The sequence below is a fragment of the Bradyrhizobium oropedii genome (assembly GCF_020889685.1).
GTDB lineage: Bacteria > Pseudomonadota > Alphaproteobacteria > Rhizobiales > Xanthobacteraceae > Bradyrhizobium > Bradyrhizobium oropedii.
Genome location: NZ_JACMYO010000004.1, coordinates 14541 through 38033 on the forward strand (window position 1 = coordinate 14541; position 23493 = coordinate 38033).

Annotated in this window: 21 protein-coding genes and 1 pseudogene; 6 read left to right on the forward strand and 16 right to left on the reverse strand. The window is 63.5% G+C overall.

All coding sequences use genetic code 11. The features are described 5' to 3' along the window. Genes fdhF through H8A95_RS02390 form a run of 3 tightly spaced genes read right to left on the reverse strand, consistent with a single transcriptional unit; the run spans position 1 to position 4931 of the window. Positions 1 to 2877, reverse strand: a complete 2877-nt coding sequence (fdhF, locus tag H8A95_RS02380) for a formate dehydrogenase subunit alpha (protein ID WP_229181620.1) — start codon at positions 2875 to 2877, stop codon at positions 1 to 3. Positions 2878 to 2889: 12 nt separating this feature from the next. After that, on the reverse strand, positions 2890 to 4458 hold the full coding sequence (locus H8A95_RS02385; RefSeq protein WP_229181621.1) for an NADH-ubiquinone oxidoreductase-F iron-sulfur binding region domain-containing protein: 1569 nt from the start codon (positions 4456 to 4458) through the stop codon (positions 2890 to 2892). Beyond that, entirely contained in the window at positions 4455 to 4931 is a 477-nt protein-coding gene (locus tag H8A95_RS02390) for a formate dehydrogenase subunit gamma (RefSeq protein ID WP_229181622.1), read from the reverse strand. The genes H8A95_RS02385 and H8A95_RS02390 overlap by 4 nt, the downstream gene beginning before the upstream one ends. A gap of 256 nt (positions 4932 to 5187) precedes the next feature. On the opposite strand from H8A95_RS02390, the gene H8A95_RS02395 reads away from it, so the two are divergent. Beyond that, positions 5188 to 6084 carry a LysR family transcriptional regulator gene (locus H8A95_RS02395; RefSeq protein WP_229181623.1) on the forward strand — a complete coding sequence of 299 codons (897 nt, stop codon included), beginning with the start codon at positions 5188 to 5190 and terminating at the stop codon, positions 6082 to 6084. Between the two features lie 7 nt (positions 6085 to 6091). Here H8A95_RS02395 and H8A95_RS02400 read toward each other — a convergent pair whose 3' ends face one another. Further along, complete coding sequence (locus tag H8A95_RS02400; RefSeq protein WP_229181624.1) at positions 6092 to 8413, reverse strand: sensor histidine kinase; 2322 nt, start codon at positions 8411 to 8413, stop codon at positions 6092 to 6094. A 192-nt stretch (positions 8414 to 8605) separates the two neighbouring features. Then, positions 8606 to 9994: a cation diffusion facilitator family transporter gene (locus tag H8A95_RS02405; protein WP_229181625.1), complete on the reverse strand. Its 1389-nt coding sequence runs from the start codon at positions 9992 to 9994 to the stop codon at positions 8606 to 8608. Positions 9995 to 10437: 443 nt separating this feature from the next. On the opposite strand from H8A95_RS02405, the gene H8A95_RS02410 reads away from it, so the two are divergent. Both H8A95_RS02410 and H8A95_RS02415 read left to right on the forward strand, forming a co-directional pair. After that, the gene (locus H8A95_RS02410) at positions 10438 to 10998 is read left to right on the forward strand and encodes a TetR/AcrR family transcriptional regulator (protein WP_229181626.1); all 561 of its coding nucleotides are present in this window, start codon (positions 10438 to 10440) and stop codon (positions 10996 to 10998) included. Positions 10999 to 11082: 84 nt separating this feature from the next. Then, the gene (locus H8A95_RS02415; RefSeq protein WP_229181627.1) at positions 11083 to 11934 is read left to right on the forward strand and encodes a DMT family transporter; all 852 of its coding nucleotides are present in this window, start codon (positions 11083 to 11085) and stop codon (positions 11932 to 11934) included. 59 nt (positions 11935 to 11993) lie between these two features. Here the strand turns inward: H8A95_RS02415 and H8A95_RS02420 are convergent. Next, positions 11994 to 12128 (reverse strand): annotated as a pseudogene (locus tag H8A95_RS02420) (quinone oxidoreductase); the annotation flags it as partial. 241 nt (positions 12129 to 12369) lie between these two features. On the opposite strand from H8A95_RS02420, the gene H8A95_RS02425 reads away from it, so the two are divergent. Further along, on the forward strand, positions 12370 to 12861 hold the full coding sequence (locus H8A95_RS02425) for a septal ring lytic transglycosylase RlpA family protein (RefSeq protein ID WP_229181628.1): 492 nt from the start codon (positions 12370 to 12372) through the stop codon (positions 12859 to 12861). A gap of 63 nt (positions 12862 to 12924) precedes the next feature. On the opposite strand, the gene H8A95_RS02430 is transcribed toward H8A95_RS02425, so the two are convergent. From H8A95_RS02430 to H8A95_RS02460, 7 genes are all read right to left on the reverse strand, one after another. Continuing rightward, positions 12925 to 13893 carry a zinc-binding dehydrogenase gene (locus H8A95_RS02430; RefSeq protein WP_229181629.1) on the reverse strand — a complete coding sequence of 323 codons (969 nt, stop codon included), beginning with the start codon at positions 13891 to 13893 and terminating at the stop codon, positions 12925 to 12927. A 112-nt stretch (positions 13894 to 14005) separates the two neighbouring features. Continuing rightward, entirely contained in the window at positions 14006 to 15001 is a 996-nt protein-coding gene (locus H8A95_RS02435) for an NAD(P)H-dependent flavin oxidoreductase (protein ID WP_229181630.1), read from the reverse strand. A 250-nt stretch (positions 15002 to 15251) separates the two neighbouring features. Beyond that, positions 15252 to 15686 (reverse strand): CBS domain-containing protein, encoded by a 435-nt coding sequence (locus tag H8A95_RS02440; protein WP_229181631.1) that lies wholly within the window; start codon positions 15684 to 15686, stop codon positions 15252 to 15254. Positions 15687 to 15971: 285 nt separating this feature from the next. Next, positions 15972 to 17285 carry an oxalate/formate MFS antiporter gene (gene oxlT / locus H8A95_RS02445; RefSeq protein WP_229181632.1) on the reverse strand — a complete coding sequence of 438 codons (1314 nt, stop codon included), beginning with the start codon at positions 17283 to 17285 and terminating at the stop codon, positions 15972 to 15974. 242 nt (positions 17286 to 17527) lie between these two features. Continuing rightward, complete coding sequence (gene oxlT, locus H8A95_RS02450; RefSeq protein WP_229181633.1) at positions 17528 to 18820, reverse strand: oxalate/formate MFS antiporter; 1293 nt, start codon at positions 18818 to 18820, stop codon at positions 17528 to 17530. Positions 18821 to 19080: 260 nt separating this feature from the next. After that, positions 19081 to 19218 carry a hypothetical protein gene (locus tag H8A95_RS02455; RefSeq protein ID WP_229181634.1) on the reverse strand — a complete coding sequence of 46 codons (138 nt, stop codon included), beginning with the start codon at positions 19216 to 19218 and terminating at the stop codon, positions 19081 to 19083. A 364-nt stretch (positions 19219 to 19582) separates the two neighbouring features. Continuing rightward, positions 19583 to 20089, reverse strand: coding sequence for a DUF2147 domain-containing protein (locus H8A95_RS02460; RefSeq protein WP_229181635.1), 507 nt, complete (start codon positions 20087 to 20089; stop codon positions 19583 to 19585). 136 nt (positions 20090 to 20225) lie between these two features. Between H8A95_RS02460 and H8A95_RS44050 the strand changes: the two genes are divergently transcribed. Then, positions 20226 to 20780 (forward strand): DUF2975 domain-containing protein, encoded by a 555-nt coding sequence (locus H8A95_RS44050; RefSeq protein ID WP_229181636.1) that lies wholly within the window; start codon positions 20226 to 20228, stop codon positions 20778 to 20780. A gap of 11 nt (positions 20781 to 20791) precedes the next feature. Further along, a complete protein-coding gene (locus H8A95_RS02470) occupies positions 20792 to 21034 on the forward strand; it encodes a helix-turn-helix domain-containing protein (RefSeq protein WP_175068453.1) in 243 nt (80 codons plus the stop codon). Positions 21035 to 21069: 35 nt separating this feature from the next. Here the strand turns inward: H8A95_RS02470 and H8A95_RS02475 are convergent, their stop codons facing one another. The 3 genes from H8A95_RS02475 to H8A95_RS02485 all read right to left on the reverse strand — a co-directional run bounded on the left by H8A95_RS02475 (position 21070) and on the right by H8A95_RS02485 (position 23482). Beyond that, the gene (locus H8A95_RS02475) at positions 21070 to 22053 is read right to left on the reverse strand and encodes a cysteine synthase A (protein WP_229181637.1); all 984 of its coding nucleotides are present in this window, start codon (positions 22051 to 22053) and stop codon (positions 21070 to 21072) included. A 223-nt stretch (positions 22054 to 22276) separates the two neighbouring features. After that, complete coding sequence (locus H8A95_RS02480; protein ID WP_229181638.1) at positions 22277 to 22759, reverse strand: hypothetical protein; 483 nt, start codon at positions 22757 to 22759, stop codon at positions 22277 to 22279. Positions 22760 to 22966: 207 nt separating this feature from the next. Next, positions 22967 to 23482: an inorganic diphosphatase gene (locus tag H8A95_RS02485; RefSeq protein ID WP_163160253.1), complete on the reverse strand. Its 516-nt coding sequence runs from the start codon at positions 23480 to 23482 to the stop codon at positions 22967 to 22969. Positions 23483 to 23493 lie beyond the last annotated feature (11 nt).

The following is a 23493-nucleotide window of genomic DNA, read 5'->3' on the forward strand; positions in this document are numbered from 1 at the left end:
CTACTCCGCGGCTTCCACGACAGGCGCGATGCGGCGGGAGTGGCGTGCCTGCTCGTCATAAGCCTTCTGCCAGTCCGACGGACCGTTCGACGGCGAGATCTGCACGGCTGTGACCTTGTACTCGGGACAGTTGGTCGCCCAGTCCGAGAAGTCGGTCGTGATGACGTTGGCCTGGGTGTCCGGGTGGTGGAACGTGGTGTAGACCACACCCGGCGCCACGCGGTCGGTGATCTCCGCGCGCAGCGTGGTCTCGCCGGCTCGGCTCGCCAGTCGCACCCAGTCGCCGTTGCGCACGCCACGCTGTTCGGCGTCGTGCGGATGGATCTCCAACCGGTCCTCGGCATGCCAGACCACGTTCTCGGTGCGGCGGGTCTGCGCGCCGACATTGTACTGGCTGAGGATGCGGCCGGTGGTGAGCAGCAGCGGATAGCGCGGGCCGGTGCGCTCGTCGGTCGCGATATATTCGGTGATGATGAACTTGCCCTTGCCGCGCACGAAGCCGCCGATATGCATCACGGGCGTGCCTTCCGGCGCCTTCTCGTTGCAAGGCCACTGCACCGAGCCGAGTTCGTCGAGCCTCGCATAGGAGACGCCCGCGAAGGTCGGCGTCAGCGCAGCGATCTCGTCCATGATCTCGGACGGATGGCTGTAGTTCATCTCGAAGCCCATCGCCTTGCCAAGCATGATCGTCACTTCCCAGTCGGCATAGCCGTTGAGCGGCGTCATCACCTTGCGGACGCGCTGGATGCGGCGTTCGGCATTGGTGAAGGTACCGTCTTTCTCGAGGAAGGTCGAGCCGGGCAGGAAGACGTGGGCGTAGTTCGCGGTCTCGTTCAGGAACAGGTCGTGGACGATGACACATTCCATCGCCGACAGCGCCGCCACCACGTGCTTGGTGTTGGGATCGGATTGCAGGATGTCTTCGCCCTGCACGTAGAGCCCCATGAAGGTGCCCTCTATCGCGGCATCGAACATGTTGGGGATGCGCAGGCCCGGCTCATTGTTGAGCTTGACGTTCCACATCGCCTCGAACTGCTCGCGCACCGCGTCGCCGGCGATGTGGCGGTAGCCGGGCAGTTCGTGCGGGAACGAGCCCATGTCGCAGGAGCCCTGCACGTTGTTCTGGCCGCGCAGCGGGTTCACGCCGACGCCGGGCCGGCCGATATTGCCGGTCACCATCGCGAGGTTGGCGATCGCGATCACCGTGGTCGAGCCCTGGCTGTGCTCGGTGACGCCGAGCCCGTAATAGATCGCGCCGTTGCCACCGGTGGCATAGATCCGCGCCGCCTCACGCAGGGCCTTCGGATCGACGCCGGTCATGATCGCGGTCGCTTCCGGGCTGTGCTTCGGGTCCGCGACGAAGGCAGCCCAATCCTCGAACTCGCTCCAGTCGCAGCGCTCGCGGACGAAGGCCTCGTCGACGAGCCCTTCGGTGACGATGACATGGGCGAGCGCGGTGAGTACGGCGACGTTGGTGCCGGGCATCAGCGGCAGATGCAGCGCCTTAACGTGCGGCGATTCCACCATCTCGGTGCGGCGCGGATCGACCACGATCAGCTTGGCGCCCTGGCGCAACCGCTTCTTCAGCCGCGAGGCGAACACCGGATGGGCCGAGGCCGGATTGGCGCCGATGATCAGCACGACGTCGGTGTCCTCCACCGAATCGAAATCCTGCGTGCCGGCCGAGGTGCCGAAGGTCTGCGACAGGCCGTAGCCGGTCGGCGAGTGGCAGACGCGGGCGCAGGTGTCGACATTGTTGTTGCCGAAGCCGCCGCGGATCAGCTTCTGCACCAGATAGGTTTCTTCATTGGTGCAGCGTGACGAGGTGATGCCGCCGACCGCGTCGCGGCCATACTTCTGCTGGATGCCCTTGAACTTCGCCGCGGCGAAGTTGAATGCCTCGTTCCACGACACTTCCTGCCAGGGGTCCTCGATCCGTTCGCGGATCATCGGCTTCAGGATGCGCTCCTTGTGGGTGGTGTAACCCCAGGCGAAACGGCCCTTGACGCAGGAATGGCCGCGGTTGGCCTTGCCGTCCTTCCACGGCACCATGCGCACCACTTCCTCGCCGCGCATCTCGGCCTTGAAGGCGCAGCCGACGCCGCAATAGGCGCAGGTGGTGACCACCGAATGCTCGGGCTGGCCGATCTCGATCACCGATTTCTCGGTCAGCGTCGCGGTGGGGCAGGCCTGCACGCAGGCGCCGCAGGACACGCATTCGGAGCCGAGGAAGCTCTCGTTCATGCCGGGCGAGACACGGCTGTCGAAGCCGCGGCCGGAGATCGTCAGCGCGAAGGTGCCTTGCACTTCCTCGCAGGCGCGGACGCAGCGCGAGCAGACGATGCACTTCGAGGGATCGTAGGTGAAGTACGGATTGGATTCGTCCTTCGGCATCCAGTTGTCGTTTTCGCAGCCGTGCGCTTTGGCGAAGACGTGGTTCTCGCCCTCATAACCGTAGCGCACGTCGCGCAGGCCGACGGCGCCCGCCATGTCCTGCAATTCGCAGTCGCCATTCGCGGCGCAGGTCAGGCAGTCCAGCGGATGGTCGGAGATGTAGAGCTCCATCACGCCCTTGCGCAGCTTCTTCAGCCGATCGCTCTGGGTGTGCACGACGAGGCCATTCATCGCTGGCGTGGTGCAGGACGCCGGCGTGCCGGCGCGGCCCTCGATCTCGACCAGGCAGAGCCGGCAGGAACCGAAGGCGTCGACCATGTCGGTCGCGCACAGTTTTGGAATCTGGGTGCCGGCTTCCATCGCCGCGCGCATGATCGAGGTGCCCTCGGGCACGGTGATCTGATTGCCGTCGATGGTCAGCGTGACCATCGTCTCGGATTTGGATTTGGGCGTGCCGAAATCGGTTTCCTGGATCAGCGACATCGTGATCTCCTGTTATTCCGCGGCCTGCAATGTGGCCGGTGCGGGACCTAAATCTCCGCCGAAATCTTCCCGGAAGTGTTTGAGGGCGCTCATCACGGGGTAGGGCGTGAAGCCGCCGAGTGCGCACAGCGAGCCGAACTTCATGGTGTTGCAGAGGTCCTCGACGACCGCGAGGTTCTCCGCCACGCGCTCGCCGTTGATGATCTTGTTGATGGTCTCGACGCCGCGGGTCGATCCGATCCGGCACGGCGTGCACTTGCCGCAGGATTCGACCGCGCAGAACTCCATCGCGAAACGCGCCTGCTTGACCATGTCGACGGTGTCGTCGAACACCACGATGCCGCCATGGCCGATCAGGCCGTCGCGCGCGGCGAACGCCTCGTAGTCGAACGGCGTGTCGAACAGCGCGCGGGGGAAGTAGGCGCCGAGCGGCCCGCCGACCTGCACCGCGCGCACCTCGCGTCCGGTGATGGTGCCGCCGCCGATCTCGTCGACGAGCTCGCCGAGCGTGACGCCGAACGCGGTCTCGAACAGCCCGCCGTACTTGATATTACCGGCGAGCTGGATCGGCATCGTGCCGCGCGAGCGGCCCATGCCGAAATCGGCATAAGCCTTGGCGCCGTTGTCGAGGATGAAGGGGATCGCTGCGAACGACAGCACGTTGTTGATCACGCTCGGACGGCCGAACAGGCCCTTGTGCGCCGGCAGCGGCGGTTTTGCGCGGACGATGCCGCGGCGGCCCTCGAGGCTCTCCAGCAGCGAGGTCTCTTCGCCGCAGACATAGGCGCCGGCGCCGACACGTACTTCGAGATCGAACTCATGCGCGGAGCCACCGATCCACTTGCCGAGCAAGCCGGCGCTGCGGGCCGCGACAATGGCCGCGTTCATCGCCTCGACCGCGTGCGGATATTCCGAGCGGATGTAGATGTAGCCCTTGGTGGCGCCGACCGTGATACCCGCGATCGTCATGCCTTCGATCACGACGAAGGGGTCGCCTTCCATGATCATGCGGTCGGCGAAGGTGCCGCTGTCGCCTTCGTCGGCGTTGCAGACGATGTATTTGCGGTCGGCATTCGCCTGCGCCACGGTCTTCCACTTGATTCCGGTCGGGAAGCCGGCGCCGCCGCGGCCGCGCAGGCCCGACGTGGTGACATCGGCAAGGATCTGGTCGGAGGTCAGCGTCAGCGCCCGTTCGAGGCCCTTGTAGCCGCCATGGGCGCGGTAGTCGTCGACCGAGCGCGGATCGACCACGCCGCAGCGAACGAAGGTCAGCCGGGTCTGGCGCTTCAGCCAGGGAATCTCGTCCGTGACACCAAGCCGCAGCGCGTGCTGGCCATTGCCGGCCATCGCATCGAGCAGGGCAGGGACGTCAGACGTGGTCACCGGGCCGAACGCGATGCGGCCCTGCGCGGTCGAAAGCTCGACCATCGGCTCCAGCCAGCACAGTCCGCGCGACCCGTTCCTGACGATCTCGATGGCTGCGCCGCGCGCGGATGCGGCCTGCGCGAAGGCGAGGGCGACATCGTCGGCGCCGACGGCGACCGCCGCGGCATCGCGGGGAACGTAAATTCGCATCGTCATCGCTGCGCCTCCGCGACCAGCGCGTCGATCCGCGCTTCATCGAGCCGGCCGACCACGCGGCCATCCAGCATCGCCGACGGCGCGGTGGCGCACAGCCCGAGGCAGTAGATCGGCTCCAGCGTCACGCGCTCGTCCGCCGTGGTATTGCCCAGGGCAACGCCGAGCTTGGCCTCCGCGCGCGCCGCAAGCCGATCGCCGCCGGCAGCCTGGCAGGCCTCGGCGCGGCAGAGCTTGAGGACGTGGCGTCCGGCGGGCGCCTTGCGGAAGTCGTGGTAGAAGGTGAACACGCCGTGCACCTCGGCGCGGGACAGGTTGAGCGCCTCCGCGACCATCGGGATCGCGGGCTCCGGCACATAACCGAACGCCTCCTGCAGCGCGTGCAGGATCACCAGCGTGGCGCCTTCAAGCCCGGCATGCTCGGCGATGATCTCAGCGCCGCGCGCCTTGTCCCAAGGTTCGTATCCCACCGTCATCAGCGCTTCTCACGATCAGTTTTTTGCTTCGCGCATGAGAATTGGAATCCTCCGAAACATCAATAAAGCTGTCTCATGCGGCGATTGCGAAACGCGATTAATAGCGTTGCCAAATCGGTCGATCCGGGATCGCAATAATGTTCTGAAATCACGCACTTCCGGGCTGCTTTGGATTTCGGGATCGCACCCTGATCGTGCTACCTATGGACACGCCGGGCTGCCATTTGGGGCACCGTTTTCCGAGGGGGTTTGAACCTTGATCGACAAGCTCGAACTTCTGCTGGCGCTGGCCAAGGAACGGCATTTCGGCCGGGCTGCGGAGGCCTGCGGCGTCACCCAGCCGACCATGTCGACCAGCCTCAAGCAGCTCGAGGAGATCCTCGGCGTCATGCTGGTGCAGCGCGGATCGCGCTTCCAGGGCTTCACACCGGAAGGCGAACGGACGCTGGACTGGGCGCGGCGCATCGTCGGCGATGCACGGGCGATGAAGCAGGAGATCAACAGCCTCAAGGACAAGCTGTCGGGCGAGATCCGGATCGCCGCGATCCCGACCGCGCTCGGCATGGTGGCCTCGCTCACCACGCCATTCCGCGCGCGCCATCCCGACGTGCGCTTCCGCATCCAGTCGTGCACGTCGGCAGACGTGCTCGGCCTGCTCGAAAATCTCGAGGTCGATGCCGGACTGACCTACATCGAGAACGAGCCGATCGGCAAGGTCCGCACCATCCCGCTCTACAATGAGAGCTATCGTCTGCTGACCGCCCCCGATGCGATGTTCGGCGACCGCAAGCAGGTGACGTGGAAGGAAGTCGGCACCGTGCCGCTGTGCCTGCTGACGCCCGACATGCAGAACCGCCGCATCATCGATCGCGCGCTGACCTCGGTCGGCGCGGAAGCGACGCCGTCGCTGACGTCGAACTCATTGCTCGTGCTCTACACCCATGTGAAAACCGGACGCTGGGCCAGCGTGATGCCGGCCAAGCTCGCCGAGACGCTGGGCCTCGCCGATGCCGTGCGCAGCATTCCGATCGTCGATCCGGTGGTGGACTACAGCATCGGCCTGGTGATCCCGCAGCGCGATCCGATGACGCCGCTGATCGCAGCCCTGGTGCAGGTCGCGCGCGAGGTCGCGCCGAAGCTGGAGAGCGCGTAGCGCGGGGCTAGGCCGCTTCGGGCAGCCTGGTTTGCAAGGAGCGGGGATCGCGGGGCAGGGTGATGCGGACGACGGTGCCGACGCCGAGCTTGGAGCGCAGCTTCATCGAGCCGCCATGCAGGTTGGTGAGCGAGCGCGCGATCGCAAGTCCGAGGCCCGAGCCCTGGTAGCTCTTGGTGAGCTGGCTCTCGACCTGCTCGAACGGCTTGCCGAGCCGCCGCAGCGATTCCGGCGCGATGCCGATGCCGCTGTCGGCGATCAGCAGCACGATCGAGTCGTCCAGCATCTGACCGCGCACCAGCACGCGGCCGTTGTCGGGCGTGAACTTCACGGCGTTGGAGAGCAGGTTGACGATGATCTGCTTGACCGCGCGACGGTCGGCGACGACCGAGATCGTGCTTTCGATATCCGATTCCAGCGACAGCCCCTTGTGCTCGGCGCGGCCGGAGACCACCCGCAGCGACTCCGCGAGGATGCCGGAAAGGTCGAGCGGCTCCATGTCGAACTTCATGCGGCCGGCCTCGATCTTCGACATGTCGAGAATGTCGTTGATGACCTCGAGCAGGTATTTCCCTGATGTCAGGATGTCGTGGCAGTACTCCGCGTACTTGTCCGAGCCGAGCGTTCCGAACAGACCGCTGCCCATGATCTCGGAGAAGCCGATGATGGCGTTGAGCGGCGTGCGCAGCTCATGGCTCATATTGGCGAGGAATTTCGACTTCGCGGCGTTGGCGTCCTCGGCGCGGGTCTTTTCCTGCGAGTACTTCTCGGCGAGGTCGGCGAGCTCGACGGCCTGCCGCTCGAGCTCGGATTGCGAGCTCTGCAGGTCGATCACGGTGGCGCGCAGGCGCAGATCGTTGTCGACCAGCTTCTGCTCGTGCGCCTTGATGCGGGTGATGTCGGTGCCGACGGAGACGTAGCCGCCGTCCTTGGTGCGGCGCTCGCTGATATGCAGCCAGCTGCCGTCGTCGAGCTGGGCTTCGAAGGTGCGGGCGCCGGGCGCCGGCACGCCGCTTTCGTGCAGGCGGGTGCGCACCTCGGGCATGCTGCCGACCTCGATCACGGTCTCGTAGGAGGTGCCGGGGCTGACGGCGCTATCAGGCAGCTTGTGCAGCCGCTGGAAGTGCGAGTTGCAGAGCACAAGGCGGTCGTCGGAGTCCCAGAGCACGAAGGCTTCGGGAATAGTCTCGATCGCGTCGCGCAGCCTGAGGTCGGCTTCCACGGACTTTTCGGCGAGGCTCTTCTGCTCGGTGATGTCGACCGCGATGCCGATCAGATGCAGGCCGCTGTCGGCGGCGGCGTGGCTGAGCTCGCAACGCACGCGCAGCCAGATCCAGTGGCCGCCGACATGCCGCATCCGGAAGCTCTGGTCGATGTGATCGATCCTGCCCGAGATCAGCTGGTCGGCGATGTCGAACAGGTTGATGTCGTCGGAATTCACCAGCGCGTTGACCTCGCCGAAGGTGAGGAGGTCGTTGCGGGTGTCGAGGCCGAGCAGGGTGAACATCGACTGCGACCAGAAGATCCGGCCGCGCGACAGGTCCCAGTCCCACAATCCGCAACGGCCGCGATTGAGCGCGGTGTCGATCCGGCCGCGCACGGCGTCGTTGATCAGGTCGCCCTCGCGGGCGCGGGTCGATTGCCAATGGAAGGCGAAGCCGAGGATCAGCACCACGAAGCTCGTGGTCGCCGACAGCGTCACCGAGAGCGCGGCGTCCGATCCCCAGATCGGCTCGTTCATCTCCTGGATCACGACGACCTGGCCGGGCAGCGACTTGACGAGCTGCGAGATCGCCAGCGCGCCGGTGCCGCCCGGCAGCGTCATGTCATTGACCGCACCCTGCTGGCCCGGTGCGATCAGGAGCTGCGCGGTGGAGACGATGTCGAGGACGCGGTCGTTCTCGCCGGCGCCGTCGATCGGCACACGCGCCAGCACGCGATGATCGGCGCTGGTGATGATGACGTGGCGGCCGTAGGCGATGCCCCAGGACGGAATGAGATCCGGCAGCAGTTCCTGCATTCGCTCGATGTTGGCGAGCCGGTCGCGACGCACCGAGGTCAGGCGATCGAGGCGTTCGGCGAGGATGTCGGAGAGCGCGGCAAGGTCGCGCTTCATCGCGCCGCGCTTCTGCCGGTTCTGATCGATCACCTGGACGAAGGCGCCGAGGCAGATCGTGATGAGGAAGGCGATGATGAGGGTCGGCACAGCGCGGCGCAGTGCAGGCTCGGCCGTCAAGAGCCTGTGATAGGCCGGTTTCGCGATCGACTGCGCCAATCCTTTGATCGAATCGGATTGGACGCACGCGTTCGCTGCATGCGCGCGCGCCATGCCTTAGACCCCCGCTCTAAGCTGATTTTTACCCGGTTCGGATGCTCCCCACGATGCATCCGAATCATGATGATTTGAATCCAGATTTCTCGGGCTGTCGAGAGTCAACGATTCGTTAATGCGAAATAATTCTTGTCAAAAATAGAATCGGGATGCGCAAAGTGAGTCCGAAAGGGGAACGGCTCCGTAGAATTACGCGCGCTCGGGCTCTGCGTGACTGATCACACGTTTCACGGTCGGAAATGCGCGGCGCATCTTGCGTTCGATCTCGTCGACGCCTTCGTGCACCTTGATCACACTCATCGTGGGCGCGGCGCGGCAATGGAAGTTGACGATCTCGCCGGCGTCGGTGTTGCGGACCCGCACATTGTGGATGTCATGGATCGCGCCGCCATCGGCAAATCCGGTCAGCGCGGTCTTGATGGCGTCGACGCGGTCGGGCGCGGCGTCGGTTCCCCACGGCAGTTCCGGCTCGAGCGGTTCGATATGGGTGTCGACCTCGACATCCTCGCCAAAGTCCTCGCGGATCGCGCGCTCGAGCTCGTGGGCGATGTCGTGCGCGGCGTCCAGCGCCATGTCGCTGTCGACCTCGAGGTCGATGCTGACGATCAGCTTGCCGCCGATATCGTGCACCGTGACGTGGTGGATGGCGAGGCCGGAATTGCGCGCGATCACCATGATGCGCTCGCGCACGCTCTCATTGTCGCGCGCCACCGGCACCGCGGTGAAGGTGAGATCGGCGTCGCCGAACGCCTTGGTCACGGCCTCCTGCGCCCGGCGCTTGATGTCCTCGACACGGTCGATCGGATAGGTGCGCGGCACGGCGGCGATGGCGTCGATGAAATGCGTTGCGCCGACCATGCGGACCCGCAGGCGCTCGACGTCGACCACGCCAGGCACGGCCTTGATGGCGGCGGTGGCTTTCTCCAGCGCGCCTTCGGGCGCGCGGTCGAGCAGGGTCTCGACCGTCTCCCGCGCCATGCGCAGGCCGAGCAGCGCGATCATCACCGCGACCGCAATCGCCGCCGCGGCGTCGCCCCACCAGAAGCCGAGGCCCGCCAGCACCAGCCCGACGATGACGGCGGCCGAGCCCATCACGTCGGAGGCGAAATGCAGCGCGTCGGCGGCCAGCGCCTGGCTCTTGGTGTCGCGCGCGGCGCGATGCAGCGCGCGGGCGCGCCACAGATTGACGCCGATATCGATCACGAGAACGATGAAGGGAATGGCCGAAATCGATGGCGGCGGCGCGCCTTCCCGCAGATGGCTGTAGGCCTGCACCAGGACGCCGCCGGCAAGCACATAGAGCAGGGCGATGATGAAGAGCGCCGAGACGCTCTCGAACTTGCCGTGGCCGTAATGATGCTCGGCGTCGGCCGGCTGGTCCGATACCCGCACCACCGCCCAGGTGATGATGGTGGCGACCAGGTCGATCGTCGAGTGCAGCGCCTCTGATATCAGCGCCAGCGATCCGATCGCGATGCCGACGACGAATTTTGCCAACGCCATGGTGCCGCTGGCGAGGATCGAGATCGCGGCGACGGAGGTCTTGGAGGAGGGTGCGCGGGTCTTGGAAGAGCTCATGGGCGGCGGTTTAGCAGGGAGTCCGTGAACATCAAGTGTCACGCGTCGTTCGCCTTGCGCAATCGCAACTCACTTGCAAGAGCGCGTCTCAGCCGCGGAGTTCTTGCGAATTATTCCGAGTCTCAAGACGTGCCGCGCAAGTCCATCAGTCGCATTCAAACATCGATCCGCGTTCCTGCGGCGCATTTCGCCCGAGCTATCCACCCGTCATTCCGGGACAGCCCGCAGGACTGAGCCCGGAAACCACTGAGCTGCGTAACGAGTGGCGGAATAACGGAAGGCGAGGTGGTCCGCCCAGAACACGCGCTTCGCTTGACCCGTCACCGGCTACGGGCCGCCCGCCCGACGGGGACTTGCAATTTCAAGACCGATTGGTCTATATATCGGTAATGAGCCGCCAGATGCCCGTGCAGCCTTCCCGTGGCCGTCCTCGAAGCTTCGACATGGAAGCCGCAGTCGAGCGCGCGATGAATGTGTTCTGGTCGCGCGGATATCACGCCACGGCGCTCCCGGACCTGCTTCGTGCGACGAAGCTCTCGCGCGGCAGCCTTTATGCCGCTTTCGGCGACAAGCATTCGCTGTTCCTGCGCGCGCTCGATTGCTACATTGCCGATGCCCTGGCCCGGATCGACGTCGAGCTCGATCCCCGGCGAGCGCCCGTTGACGGCCTGCGAGCTTACCTCGCTGGCTACGTGGAGCGGACGCGCGGTGCCAATGGCCGGCGCGGATGCCTATTGGTGGCGACAGCGATGGAGCTGGCCGGCCAGGATGCTGAAGTCAATCGTCGCGCCGCGGGCTTTTTCAGAGCCATGGAGGCCAGGATGGCAGACGCACTGTCCCGGGCGGAGGCCGCGGGAAAATTGGCCGATGGCGTCGAGCCTGCAAGCGCCGCTCGAATTCTGGTCTGTTTCGTCGAAGGGCTGCGCGTGGTCGCCAAAACCGCGTCGACACAGACCACGTCGCAAGCCACCGCTGACGCGCTGCTCGACCGCTTCATCAGATAAGTGAGGTTAGAACGTCCTTGTTTGGACGGTTCTACGGTTGGCGTCTCGATATATGGACCGATCGGTCTTGAAAGGAAGGATACCATGTCTGCCATCCAGATCGTCTGCGCGTTGGCCGTTCCCTTGCTCTGGGGTTATCAGTTCGTGGTCATTAAAGTGGGCGTGACGGAATTTCCGCCGCTGTTCTTCCTCGCGCTGCGTTTTTTGGCGATGGCGCTGCTGCTTGTCCCGTTCGTCAAAACGCCGACGCGCCAACAACTCGGCCCGATCGCGGTCATCTCGCTCTTTCTCGGCGGGCTGAACTTCGGGTTGTTTTATGTCGGCCTCCGGCTCGGCTCGGGAAGCATGTCGGCCATCGCCTATCAACTCGCGCCGCCCTTCACCGTGCTGCTGGCCTGGCCGCTGCTCGCGGAGCGGCCGTCGCTCGTCACATCTGCCGGTGTGGTGCTTGCGTTCGCCGGCGTGGTGCTGACAGCGGAGCCCGGCCCGTCCGCGAACGCCTTGCCGCTGCTGCTTGTGGTAGGAGCCGCCTTCGCATTCGCGGTGTCCAACGTCCTGACCAAACGCTACGGCCCGTTTGATCCGCTGATGTTGATGGGGTGGTCGTCGTTGCTCACCGTGCCGCAGGTGATGCTGATGTCACTGCTGCTTGAGTATGGACAAGCGGCGAGCCTTGTCACGGCGGATGGACGCGGCTGGCTGGCGCTCGCCTACACCATCTTCATCGGCGGGATTGTCGGGTTCGGCCTCTGGTTCTGGTTGATCGCGCGATGCTCGATGGACCGCATCGCCCCCTTCGGCTTGCTGATTCCTGTGTTCGCCTTGATCTCGAGCGTGTTGTTTCTTGGTGACCGCGTGACGCCGAAGCTGGTCGTCGGTGGGCTGCTCGCGATCTCTGGCGTCGCCATTACACAGGTAAGACCGAGTCGAGCGTGAGGCGGGTTGGCCAACCGCGTCCGCGCGACGCGCGGCCCGATGACAGCTCCGGCGTAATCGTCGGCGAATTTGTAGATCAGGTCGATCAGCGGCTGCAGCTTGCGCGCTTCGACCGCGGGCCAGATGTCATTGCGCACCTCGTCGAAGATCGTGCGGATCTCCTCGATCGAGCGGGTGCGGAAAGTGACGCCGAGTCACTGTAGACGCGCTGTCGAAGACCTTCTGTTCAGTCATGTTGCTGACGCATTCTCTGTCTTAGTCGGGCGAGAACTAAAAACACTGTGTGGGACCGCTGCGGTTCCCACAATGGTTCCGTCGCCGGAATTGGCACGAATCCGCAAAGAACTAGCCCGAGTTAACGCCTCCACGTTCACTCGACCATGTTTTGCGGAATCGGGAACCGAACGATCGAGAAAAATCAGTCAAGGAGTTGTGATGCTGTTCGGCTCGAGCGCCGTAGTTTGCGGCGCCGTAGTTGCGCTCGCCATTTTTGGCCCGGCTGCTGGAAGTGAAATTGGTGCGGTTCATTCAAGCGAGGTCGTCAATGCCGCTTGTGGGGATGCGATCGTTGGCGCGGCATCCATGTACAATCCGTTCGAGCCCGGCAAGGAAGAGGGCGGTCCGAGCACAGCCTCCGGCGAGCGCTATGATCGCTCGGTCTGGTCGGCAGCCATCAAGACAAGCCTGCGTCGGAAATTTGGTGGGGTCCAATTCGGCGCGAGGCCGAAATATGCCCTGGTCGAGGCTGTCGGCAAGAAGGTCATCGTGAAGATAAATGATGTGGGGCCGCTCAGGCCAGGCCGCATCATTGACCTCAATGAGCGGACGATGCGCTATTTCGATCCAAGCCTGGAGCTCGGAGTCATTAGCGATGTAAAAGTCAGTCCGCTTGCGGGGGATTATTGGGTTCCCGGACCGGTCGGCTGAAGATCGCACGCGGAAGAGGCGGGCGGATGAACGCTGCGCTAATCCGCCCTCCGCACCGCCCGGCTACAGCGTTACCACGATCTTGCCGAGGTGCTTGTTGGCTTCCATGTGTTCGAATGCCTTGCCGATGTCGGCGAATTTGTAGACCTGGTCGATCGGCAGCTGCAGCTTGCGCGCTTCGACCGCAGGCCAGATGTCCTTGCGCACCTCGTCGAAGATCGCGCGGATCTCCTCGATCGAGCGGGTGCGGAAGGTGACGCCGATATACTGGATGCGGCGCGCCGCGTGCAGGTCGAAATTGAAATCGCCATGGGTGCCGCCGAGCCGGCCGACATTGACGATGCGGCCCTTGACCCTGGTCGCCTTCAGATTCTGGTTCGCGACTGGCCCTGAGACCTGATCGACGATCAGATCGACGCCTTCACCATTGGTCGCCTGCAGCACCTGATCGACCCAGCCGGGATCCTTGGAATCAACAGCGAGATCGGCGCCGAATTCCTTCAGCCGGCCGCGGCGCATCGCGTCCGTCGATGATCCCACCAAGAGCTTGGCGCCCTTCAGTTTTGCGATCTGCATTGCCATCAGGCCGACGCCGGAGCTCGCGCCCTGGATCAGCACGGTCTGGCCCGGCTGCAACGCGCCATTGGTGACGACGGCGTTGTGCATGGTGGCAAGCGCGACGGGAAGCGTAGCGGCTTCGTCGAAATTCATGTTCGATGGGCTGCGAAACAGCCGGCCGTGATCGGCGAGCGTGTATTCAGCGAACGCCGCGCCGCCGGAGCCCATGATCTTGTCGCCGACCTTGACGCCCTTGGCATCGGGACCGAGCTCGGCGACCTCGCCGGCCCATTCCATGCCGAGCACAGTGCCGACGCCGCCGGCCGCGCCGTGGGCGTGGCCCTTGGTCATGCCGAGATCGGCGCGGTTCAGGCCGCAGGCGTGAACCTTGACCAGCACCTGGGTGCCCTTCGGTGTGGGCTTCGCGACGTCGGCGATCTCAGGTCCGTTGGCGCCGTATACGTAGGCTTTCATGGGCTTCTTCTCGTTTGTGTCGTCTGACGCGAGATCACTCTCAGTTCCGTCATCCCCGCGCAAAGCCCAAGCCTTGGCGGGGATGACGGATAACATTCGTTCTCCGGGCCGCTTATTCCGCAGCCTGGCGCTTGGCGCCGGCCGTCATGCGTTCCAGCCGTTCGCGGATGATCGCTTCCGCCTCGCCGACGATGCGCGAGATGAGTTCGGCGCAGGACGGAATGTCGTGGATCAGGCCCTGCACCTGGCCGGCCGACCAGATGCCTTCGTCGGCATCGCCGGTCGCGTAGACCATCTTGCCGCGGGCGCCGGCAACCAGTTCGCGGACGTCCTCGAACTTGGCGCCTTCCTTCTCCATCTGCACGACCTTGGTCGAGATCACGTTCTTGGCGACGCGCGAGGTGTTGCGCATGGTGCGGAAGATCAGCTCAGTCTCGCGCTCGTCATTGGCGACGATGCGTTCCTTCACGAGCTGATGGATCGGGCTCTCCTTGGTGCACATGAAGCGCGTGCCCATGTTGATGCCTTCGGCACCGAGCGCGAGCGCGGCGACCAGGCCGCGGGCATCGCCGAAGCCGCCCGAGGCGATCATCGGGATCTTCACCTTGTCGGCGGCGGCCGGAATCAGGATCAGGCCCGGGGTGTCGTCCTCGCCGGGATGTCCGGCACATTCGAAGCCGTCGATCGAGATCGCGTCGGCGCCCATCCGCTCGGCGGAGAGCGCGTGGCGGACGCTGGTGCATTTGTGCAGCACCTTGACGCCGTGCTTCTTGAACTCGTCGACATGCTCCTGCGGCTTGTTGCCGGCGGTCTCGACGATCTTGATGCCGCTCTCGATGATGGCCTCGCGATACTCGGCATAGGGCGGCGGCTTGATCGCGGGCAGGATGGTCAGGTTGACGCCGAACGGCTTGTCGGTCAGCTCGCGGCAGCGCGCGATTTCCTTGCGCAGATCGTCCGGCGTCGGCTGCGTCAGCGCGGTGATCATGCCGAGCGCGCCGGCATTGGCGACGGCGGCAACGAGCTCCGCGCGGCCGACCCATTGCATGCCGCCCTGCACGATCGGGTGGTCGACGCCGAACATTTCGGTGAAGCGTGTCTTGATCATTCTGCCCTCGTTTCCATCAGGATTTTCCGTGTCGCGGACGGCAGCGCACGGTGTTGTTATGGGATGTCGAGGAGAAGGATGCCGTCCGGTCAGGCAAATGTCTACCAGCGACCTGGGGCGCGCCCATGCGGAAATGACGGGGCGCGGCGGTCAGGCGAGGGCGGCGCAGACAGTTTCGGTCAATTGCTCAGGCGCTGCTGATCGAGCACGCAGCGCCTGGCTGAGAGCGTAACGGATATCGAGCTGCGTGTTACGCCGGCACGGCTTGCCTGTTCAACGCGGAGGTCTCCTCGTCGAACGCGGCCGCGATGTCGCGCATGCTGACGACGCCGATCAGGCTGTAGTCGTCGATCACGGGCACATGCCGAATGTGGTGCTTGGTCATGAGATGGCGGATGTGCTCGAGTGTGTCGCTCGATGTGCACGACACCAGCTGCTGTACCGAGACGAACTGCGACACCTTCATGCTGGCGCCGGCTGCACCGTGTTCGGCGATCGCGCGCACCACGTCGCGCTCGGTGAACATGCCGGCGCAGGTGTTGCCCTCGGTGCGAACGACGTCCTTGACCACGAGCGCGCTGATATTGCTGGCACGCATCAGTTGCGCGGCGATCGCGACCGTCTCGTTCATGCGAACCGTGGCGACGCGAGGGGTCTTCTTGCGCAGGATATCTCCGACTTGCATGGCAACCTCCTTGGGGTCATCGATGAAGCGAGTCTGGTATACAAAATGCCAATTGTCAACGGGCTGTCATGGAAATCTACCACCGGGGAACAGCTTAAATAGGCAGGTTTGCTGACGTTTCGGACGATTGTGAGCGGATTTGAGCGGTCGGCTGGACCGACCATCTGTTGCGAATTGGTATCTGGTATGCCTGCGTGCGACAAAAAGAAAGAGGCGCACCGAAGTGCGCCTCTTTGGATTCAGCATGAAGATATCGGGATCAGGCGGTCTTATCAGGCTGTCTTATCAGGCTGTCTTGGCGCCCGGCGCGGTCTCGGCGGCGGCAGCCTCGTTGCCGTGGATGAAGGCGCGGCGCATCGGCTTGATCACGAATAGCGCCATCAGCGCCGCGGTGGCATTGAGGGCGACCGCGATCACGAACACCGCCTGCCAGCCATAGCTGGCGGCGACGATGCTGGCGGCCGGCACCAAGAGCGCAGCGGTGCCCTTCGCCGTGTAGAGCATGCCGTTGTTGGTGGTCGCGAACTTCGAGCCGAAGGTATCGCCGCAGGTCGCCGGGAACAGCGAGTAGATCTCGCCGAACACGCCGAAATAGACCGCAGTCGCCAGCACGAACACCAGCGGATTGTGGCCCCAGGTCGACAGCGTCAGCAGCATCAGCGCGCCGGTGCCGAACGCGATGAACATGGTGTGCTCGCGGCCGATATTGTCGGAGACCCAGCCGAAGAACGGCCGTCCGAACCCGTCGAAGATGCGGTCGAGCGAGATCGCGAAGGTCAGCGCGGCCATCTGGAAGCCGGCGAGCGAGACCGGCGTCGTCGCGATCTTGTAGTCGTGCGCGATCGGCGCGATCTGCGCCGCCGCCATCAGGCCACCGGAGGCGACCATCACGAACACCAGATACATCACCCAGAAGATCGGGCTGCGCAGCACCTGCGGCGGGGTGAAGTCGATCTTGGTCTGCGGGAGATTGAGCTGCTTCTTCTTCGGCGGGAGCGTCACCGCGGGCTTCTGGATGAAGAAGGCGAGCAGGAACACGATCAGGCCTTGCCCGATGCCGAAATCGAAGAACGCGGTCTGATAGCCGCTCGAGGCGATCATGTTGGCGATCGGCACCACGGTCAGCGCAGCACCCGCGCCGAAGCCGGCAGCAGTTGCGCCGGCGGCGAGGCCGCGGCGATCGGGAAACCATTTCAGCGCATTGCCGACGCAGGTGCCGTATACCGAGCCGGCGCCGATGCCGCCGACGACAGCCGCGGCATAGAGCACGGTGAGTGAAGAGGCGTAGGAGTTCAGCACCCAGGCGAGCGCGATCATGACGCCGCCGAACATGATGACGATCCGCGGACCGTATTTGTCGACGAACCAGGCCTCCACCGGCACCAGCCAGGTCTCGGTCACGACGAAGATCGTGAAGGCGAACTGGATTGACGCGCGGCCCCAGTGATGCGCGCCGTCGATCGGATCGACGAACAGCGTCCAGCCGTACTGCAGGTTCGCGATCATCGCCATGCAGACGATGCCCATGACGAGCTGCAGCCAGCGGAAGCCACTGGACGAAGGTTGAGCTTGTGTGACGGCAGTATTGCTGGAAACCATCAAATCCTCCCGAGCGCGCCTGGTCTTCGTGAGACCCAGTGTCGCAATTATTGTGGCGTATCGTCGCAAGCGCTTCGGCGGAGCTTGGTATACTATATTCCAGAAAGCAAGCCGATCTTTCTGTTGCGTCGCAACAAATCTGGCATGCTTTGGGTCGATCCGGGTTCGTGGTGGATGCCGAAAAATGAAAAACGCCCGGCGTTTGGCCGGGCGTTTTCGTCAGCGAGAGAAAGGCGACTTGCTTACGCCGGCGCCGATTTCGCGACCACGATCTTGCGCCACGGTTTGAGCACGGCGATCGCGAGTAGCGAGGCGAGGATGTTGGCGCCGGCTGCGATGATGAACACGTTGTCCCAATTGCCCGACGACTGCTGCATGTAGTTGGCGATCGGCACCAGGAGCGCGGCGGTGCCCTTCGCGGTGTAGAGCAGGCCCGCATTCGTCGTTGCGAACTTGGCGCCGAACGTGTCGGTGCAGGTCGAGGGGAACAGCGAATAGATCTCGCCCCAGGCGAAGAACACGAAGCCCGAGAGCAGCACGAACCACACCGGGTCGTGGCCCCAGAGGTAGAGCATCCAGATGCCGAAGCCTTCCATGCCGAAGGCGATGAACATCGTGTTCTCGCGGCCGATCATGTCGGAGATCCAGCCGAAGAACGGACGCGTCAGACCGTTGAGGACGCGGTCGATGGTGGCCGCGAAGGTCACGGCCGTCATCGTCACCGCCATCAGCGTGACCGGCACGCTGTCGACCTTCCAGTCGACCGCGATCGGCTTCAGGTTTGCCGTCACCATCAGTCCGCCGGCGCCGACGATCACGAACATGAAGTACATCAGCCAAAAGATCGGCTGCCGCAGCACTTCGGTCGGCTGATAGTTGCGTCGGGTCTGGATGATGTTGGCGTTCTGCACGACGGCCGGGACCTGCCCGGCCTTCGGTGAGAGCAGGAAGAAGGCGAGCAGCACGATGATGATGCCCTGGCCGAGACCGAAATAGAGGAAGGTGGTCTGGAAACCGGAGTCCTTGATCATCGCCTGGATCGGCGCAACCGTGAGTGCCGAACCCGCGCCGAAGCCGGCCGCGGTGATGCCCGCGGCAAGGCCGCGCTTGTCGGGAAACCATTTCAGCGCATTGCCGACGCAGGTGCCGTAGACGCCGCCGGCGCCGATGCCGGCGATGATCATGCCGAGATAGTAGCCGTTGAGCGAGGTCGCGTGCGCGTTGATCGTCCACCCGATCGCGCAGAGGATGCCGCCGATCAGCACGACGAGGCGCGGACCGTATTTGTCGACGAACCAGCCTTCGACCGGCACCAGCCAGGTCTCGAACAATACAAAGAGCGTAAAGGCCCACTGGATCGACGCGCGATCCCATCCAAACTTCTTCTGGATGTCGGGGACGAAGAACGTCCATCCGTATTGATAATTTGCGATCATCACCATCGCGGCGACGCCGATCGCGAGTTGCGTCCAGCGATAGGTGTCGCTGACCCGTGCGGCCGCGGGGGCCGCAGTTGCCTGAACCATGTCCGACATTAATCCTCCCAGTGCGCGCTTTGTCGTCATTCTGGTTTTGGCGCGCGCGCGCGATCATCTTGGTATCCGATATGCCAACGTTCAAGCTGTCGCAGGGTCTGCGTGCGCTTATGCCGCAGAAGTCTCGCATGTGTGCGCACGCTGGTTCAGCGCGCAAAAAAATGGCCCCGAAAAATCGGGGCCATTGGTCGAAGGTTTAGTGTCAGGTCGCATCTTGCGCCGGAACAGTCTCGGCGGAGTGCGTCTGGAATCCTTGTGCCTTAGAGGCCGACGCGCGGCAGGTCGCCATTGCGGTTGGAGATCTCCGCGCTCTTCATCAGCAGGCGGTCGATCGAGGCCAGCAGGCGGCCGAGCAGGGTGGAGGAGGGCGCGAGCGCGAATGCGGTGGTCTTGGACATTGGTGTCCCCTTTCACTGGAGGGCCAGCAATGGGCCGGCTCATCATCTGCAGCCAAACTATGTATACCAGATGCCAGATACAATGAGTTTGTTTGCATGGCAGCATAGGCGACTGTGCAATGCAGCAAAATGGGCGGATTGGTATCCCAGATCACGGGTAAGGCCCTGAATCCGGGTCCCGGACCGGTCGCGGGCCTCCGGTCGATCGGCGCGTTCACCAGCCCGGGAATCCCTGTGCTCAGACGGGAGGGCGGCCGGGTCGGCAGGGCACGGCCGTCATAAAGAAGGCCGCCCAAATGGGGCGGCCTTGAGTTAACGGGTTTGCTTTTCTTCTTGGCCGGAGAAGGGTCGGGGCCAGATCCCTTCACCGCGTCCAGTCTTCCCCCGCGCACAGCGTTCCCATGCAGCCGCGCACGTTCAGCGTGCCGGCTGAAACCAGCGTTACCGAGCTCTCATAGGTCTTGCCGTCATCGGCGTTGTATATCCGGCCGGCCCATTTGTTCGGGCCCGCGGGCTGCATGTTGATGAAGAGCGAGATGCCCATCACCGGCCGCGTCCGCTGCGCGGGATCGGCGTTCTTGTCGTCGGGCTGCGGCTTGCCGGTGGTCTTGTCGGTCGGCTCCTTCAGCCAGACGACGCGGCCGCACAGCGCGCTGCCGCAGCGGTTGACCTTGATCCTGGCGTCGCCGGATTGGGTCAGCCAGACGCCGGCCGGATCGCTGGCCTTGTCGGTGGCTTTGGCGGCATCGGCGGCACTGCCGAGCAGCGGGATGTGGAATGCTGCCACGATCAGGCGGCGCGTCAGGTGAGCGCGGATCAACTGCTTCAGGGCCTTACGAAGGCCGTCTTGGTCTGGGAGTGCCGTCATCATCCACCTTCTTCATGAAAAATTTCATGATAAACAGGAAATAAATCACGTTTTAGGTTGAGTCAACAACATTACCGCAGCATGATGCAGCGCGGCCGTAACGGCCTTGTTCGGCAAAAATTTTTGGATGGATGTGATGGTGAGATCGGTTCGTGAGCAGCGCCAGCTTTGGTTTCGCCGGCTCGATCGGGCGTTCTGGATGATCTGGGCCGCATTGCCGGTCGTGCTGTGGCTGGCCTATTACCGCACCACCACCGCCTCGGCCGCGATCGCTGAAAGTCTGATCGGCGAGCAGGCCAAGTGCGCCAGCATCGTCGCCAACCCGCTCACGATGTCGACCTTGGGCAAGATGCTGTTCTGGTCGCTGTTCGCGCCTGGGGTATCGTTTTACGCCGTGCTGATCGGCATCCTTCATCGCATGGTCAACCGATTCGCCAACGGGCGGATCTTCGTGTCCGAGACGTTACAGGGTGTCTGGTGGATGGGGATCTTTCTGGTGGTCTGGCCGTTCGTCGATACGATCACGACCAATGCGGTGCTCTATGTCTTGTATCGAACCGGCGACATCAAATTCTTTCTGCCGAGCTACAATGTCGACGTCGGCACCATCGCAGGCGGCGTTTTCCTGATGGCACTGAAATTCGCGCTCGATCACGCCATCCTGTTGCAGTCCGAAAACGACCTGACGATCTGAGGGTGATGCTCGTGCCCATCGTGGTGAACCTCGATGTCATGCTCGCAAAGCGCAAGCGCCGCCTCGGAGATCTTGCGGACGCGATCGGCATCTCGATCCAGAACCTGTCGATCCTGAAGACCGGCAAGGCGAAGGCGATGCGCTTCTCGACGCTGTCGGCGATCTGCCGCGAGCTGGACTGCCGGCCGGGAGACATTCTGGAGTACGTGCCGGGCGATGAGGGCGGCGAAACCGAGAGCGGCGAGGGCGGTTGATCAGAGGCGCGATCCAGTAACGCGGACCGCCCGGCTCAATTCATCCAGCGCGGCAGCGGCAGATTTTTCTTGCGCAGGAAATCCGCATTGAAGAGCTTGGACTGGTAGCGTTGGCCGCCGTCGGCGAGGATGGTGACGATGGTTTTGCCGGGACCGAGGTCGCGTGCAAGCCGCATGGCTCCCACGATGTTGATCGCGCTCGAGCCGCCGAGCACCAATCCCTCATGTTCGATCAGGTCGAACAGGACGGGGAGCGCCTCCTGATCCGTGATCCGGTAGGCGATGTCGATCGGCGCGCCCTCGAGGTTCTTCGTGATGCGGACCTGACCGATGCCCTCGGTGATCGATTCGCCTTCTGTCGTCAGCTCACCCTTCGTGAACCAGTTGTAGAGGGCGGCGCCCATGGGATCGCTGAGCGCGATCTTCACATCGGGATTGCGTTCTTTTAGGGCGCGCGCAACGCCACCCAAAGTCCCGCCGCTGCCGACGGCGCAGGTGAAGCCGTCGATCTTTCCGTCGGTCTGCTGCCAGATCTCGGGGCCGGTCGTGCGATAATGGCCATCGCTGTTCGCGATATTGTCGAACTGGTTGGCCCAGAATGCTCCCAGTTCCCCAGCGAGGCGGCCGGAATAGCGCGCATAGTGGCGAGGATCGGAATAGGGCACGGCGGGGACCAGGCGCAGATCGGCGCCGTAGAGCCGCAGCATGTCCTGTTTCTCCTGACTTTGCGTGTCGGCCATCACGATCACGGAACGATATCCGCGCGCATTTGCCACGAGCGCAATGCCGATGCCGACGTTGCCGGCGGTGCCTTCCACGATGATGCCGCCCGGCTTCAGTTCGCCACGCTGCTCGGCGTCGTTGATGATCGCCAGGGCCGCGCGATCCTTGATCGAGCCGCCCGGATTGAGAAATTCGGCCTTGCCGTAGATGTTGCAGCCGGTGGCTTCCGACGGTCCGCGGAGCTTGATCAGCGGCGTATTGCCGATCGCTTCCAGAAGACCCGAGCGAACGTTCATGGTGCCCCACCCTTTGTTTTCACGACGATCTTACGCCGGGCCGGTCAGCATGTTGGTGCTGTTATTGTGGTGATTTGGGAAGCGTCCCTATCGTTTGCGTGGCGACGCCGGCGATTTCGTTCTTTTTGAAGGGGCGGGAGTCACGCGAGCAGAGGGCAAGCCAGGCGCCATAGCTCCAGACGGAATGCCGCCGTTCAAGCGGCGGCATTCCGCTGCTCGCGTGCTATTTCAGCTTATAGGTGCCGGCCTGGTGATTGCAGTCCTGAAATGTTCCGGCCTTGATGAGCGGAAAGGGCCCGAGCGGCTGGACCGTGCCGCTTGCAACCATGCCTTCGTATTTTCCGGTGCCGACGACATTCTCGCGGGTGACCTTGCCGTCGCTCCCGAGAGCAAAGGTTGACAGGCGCTTGTCACCATCTGCATCAATGGCCTCGCACACCGTGGATCCGGTGTTCTTGCCGTCGAGCGAAGCATTCATCCCAACGCAGCGGAACGTATGCTTGTCAAACATGCCGCCGGGCGTCGTGCTTCGGATAGCACCCGTCATTTCGTAGCTTGCTGCGGTGTGGGTCTTGGAGAAGGTGATCATATTGTTCGTGCCGGACCAGCACGCGGTGTAGTCGTAGTTACCTTCCTTCGGCACTTCGGCCGCAAACGCAGACGAGACCGAGGTGACGATCAATAGGGGTAATACGTAAGTTCGCATGGCATTCCCCTCCTGAAAATGGATTCAAAATATCTGTCCCACGAAAACGGGACAGTGAAGGGTAGCACAGTGATCGGGGGTTTATGAGGGGGCAATTGTTGCAACGCGCCAGCGCCGTCCATCGGCCGGCTGCCGCGTCGGTTGATTGTGCCCCCTTAAAGGCAGCTCTCCGAGCGTGCACGTGCCATCGTACGAGCGTTGAAATGCCTAACAACGAGATCGATTTATCGCCTTCATCGCGCGACCTGGCCCGTACCATCCGAGAAACTCAAGCTCCTTCTTTTTGAGTGCATCCGTCGCGGTGAAGAACTTCTCCAGTTCGTCAATGGCTCTCGCTGGAAGGCTGCGGATGTCCGGCAAGTTACCAACAAACGGCGAGCGTCCCGGGACTGCGAAAATCCGATCGTTTCTCTTCCTCTTGCGCCCGGTGACCTGAACGACTTCGAGAATACCGATGGGCTTACAGCGAAGCACCGTGCCGGGATACGTTGCTGCATCGTGGATCATCAGCACATCCAGGGGGTCTCCGTCATCGGCCTTCGTCGAAGGAATGAACCCCCAGTCGTAGGGATAGGCCAGTCCGGTCATCAAGGGCTTTGAGAGTATGAATGCGCGCAGCTTGCCATCGAACTCTAATTTGCAGCAACTCCCGCGAGGGGTCTCGACGACGGCGTGGATGTGCCTTTTGTCGGCCCAGGTCGGCAGCTTGAAAAGATTGGTCATCGCCCTTTGCA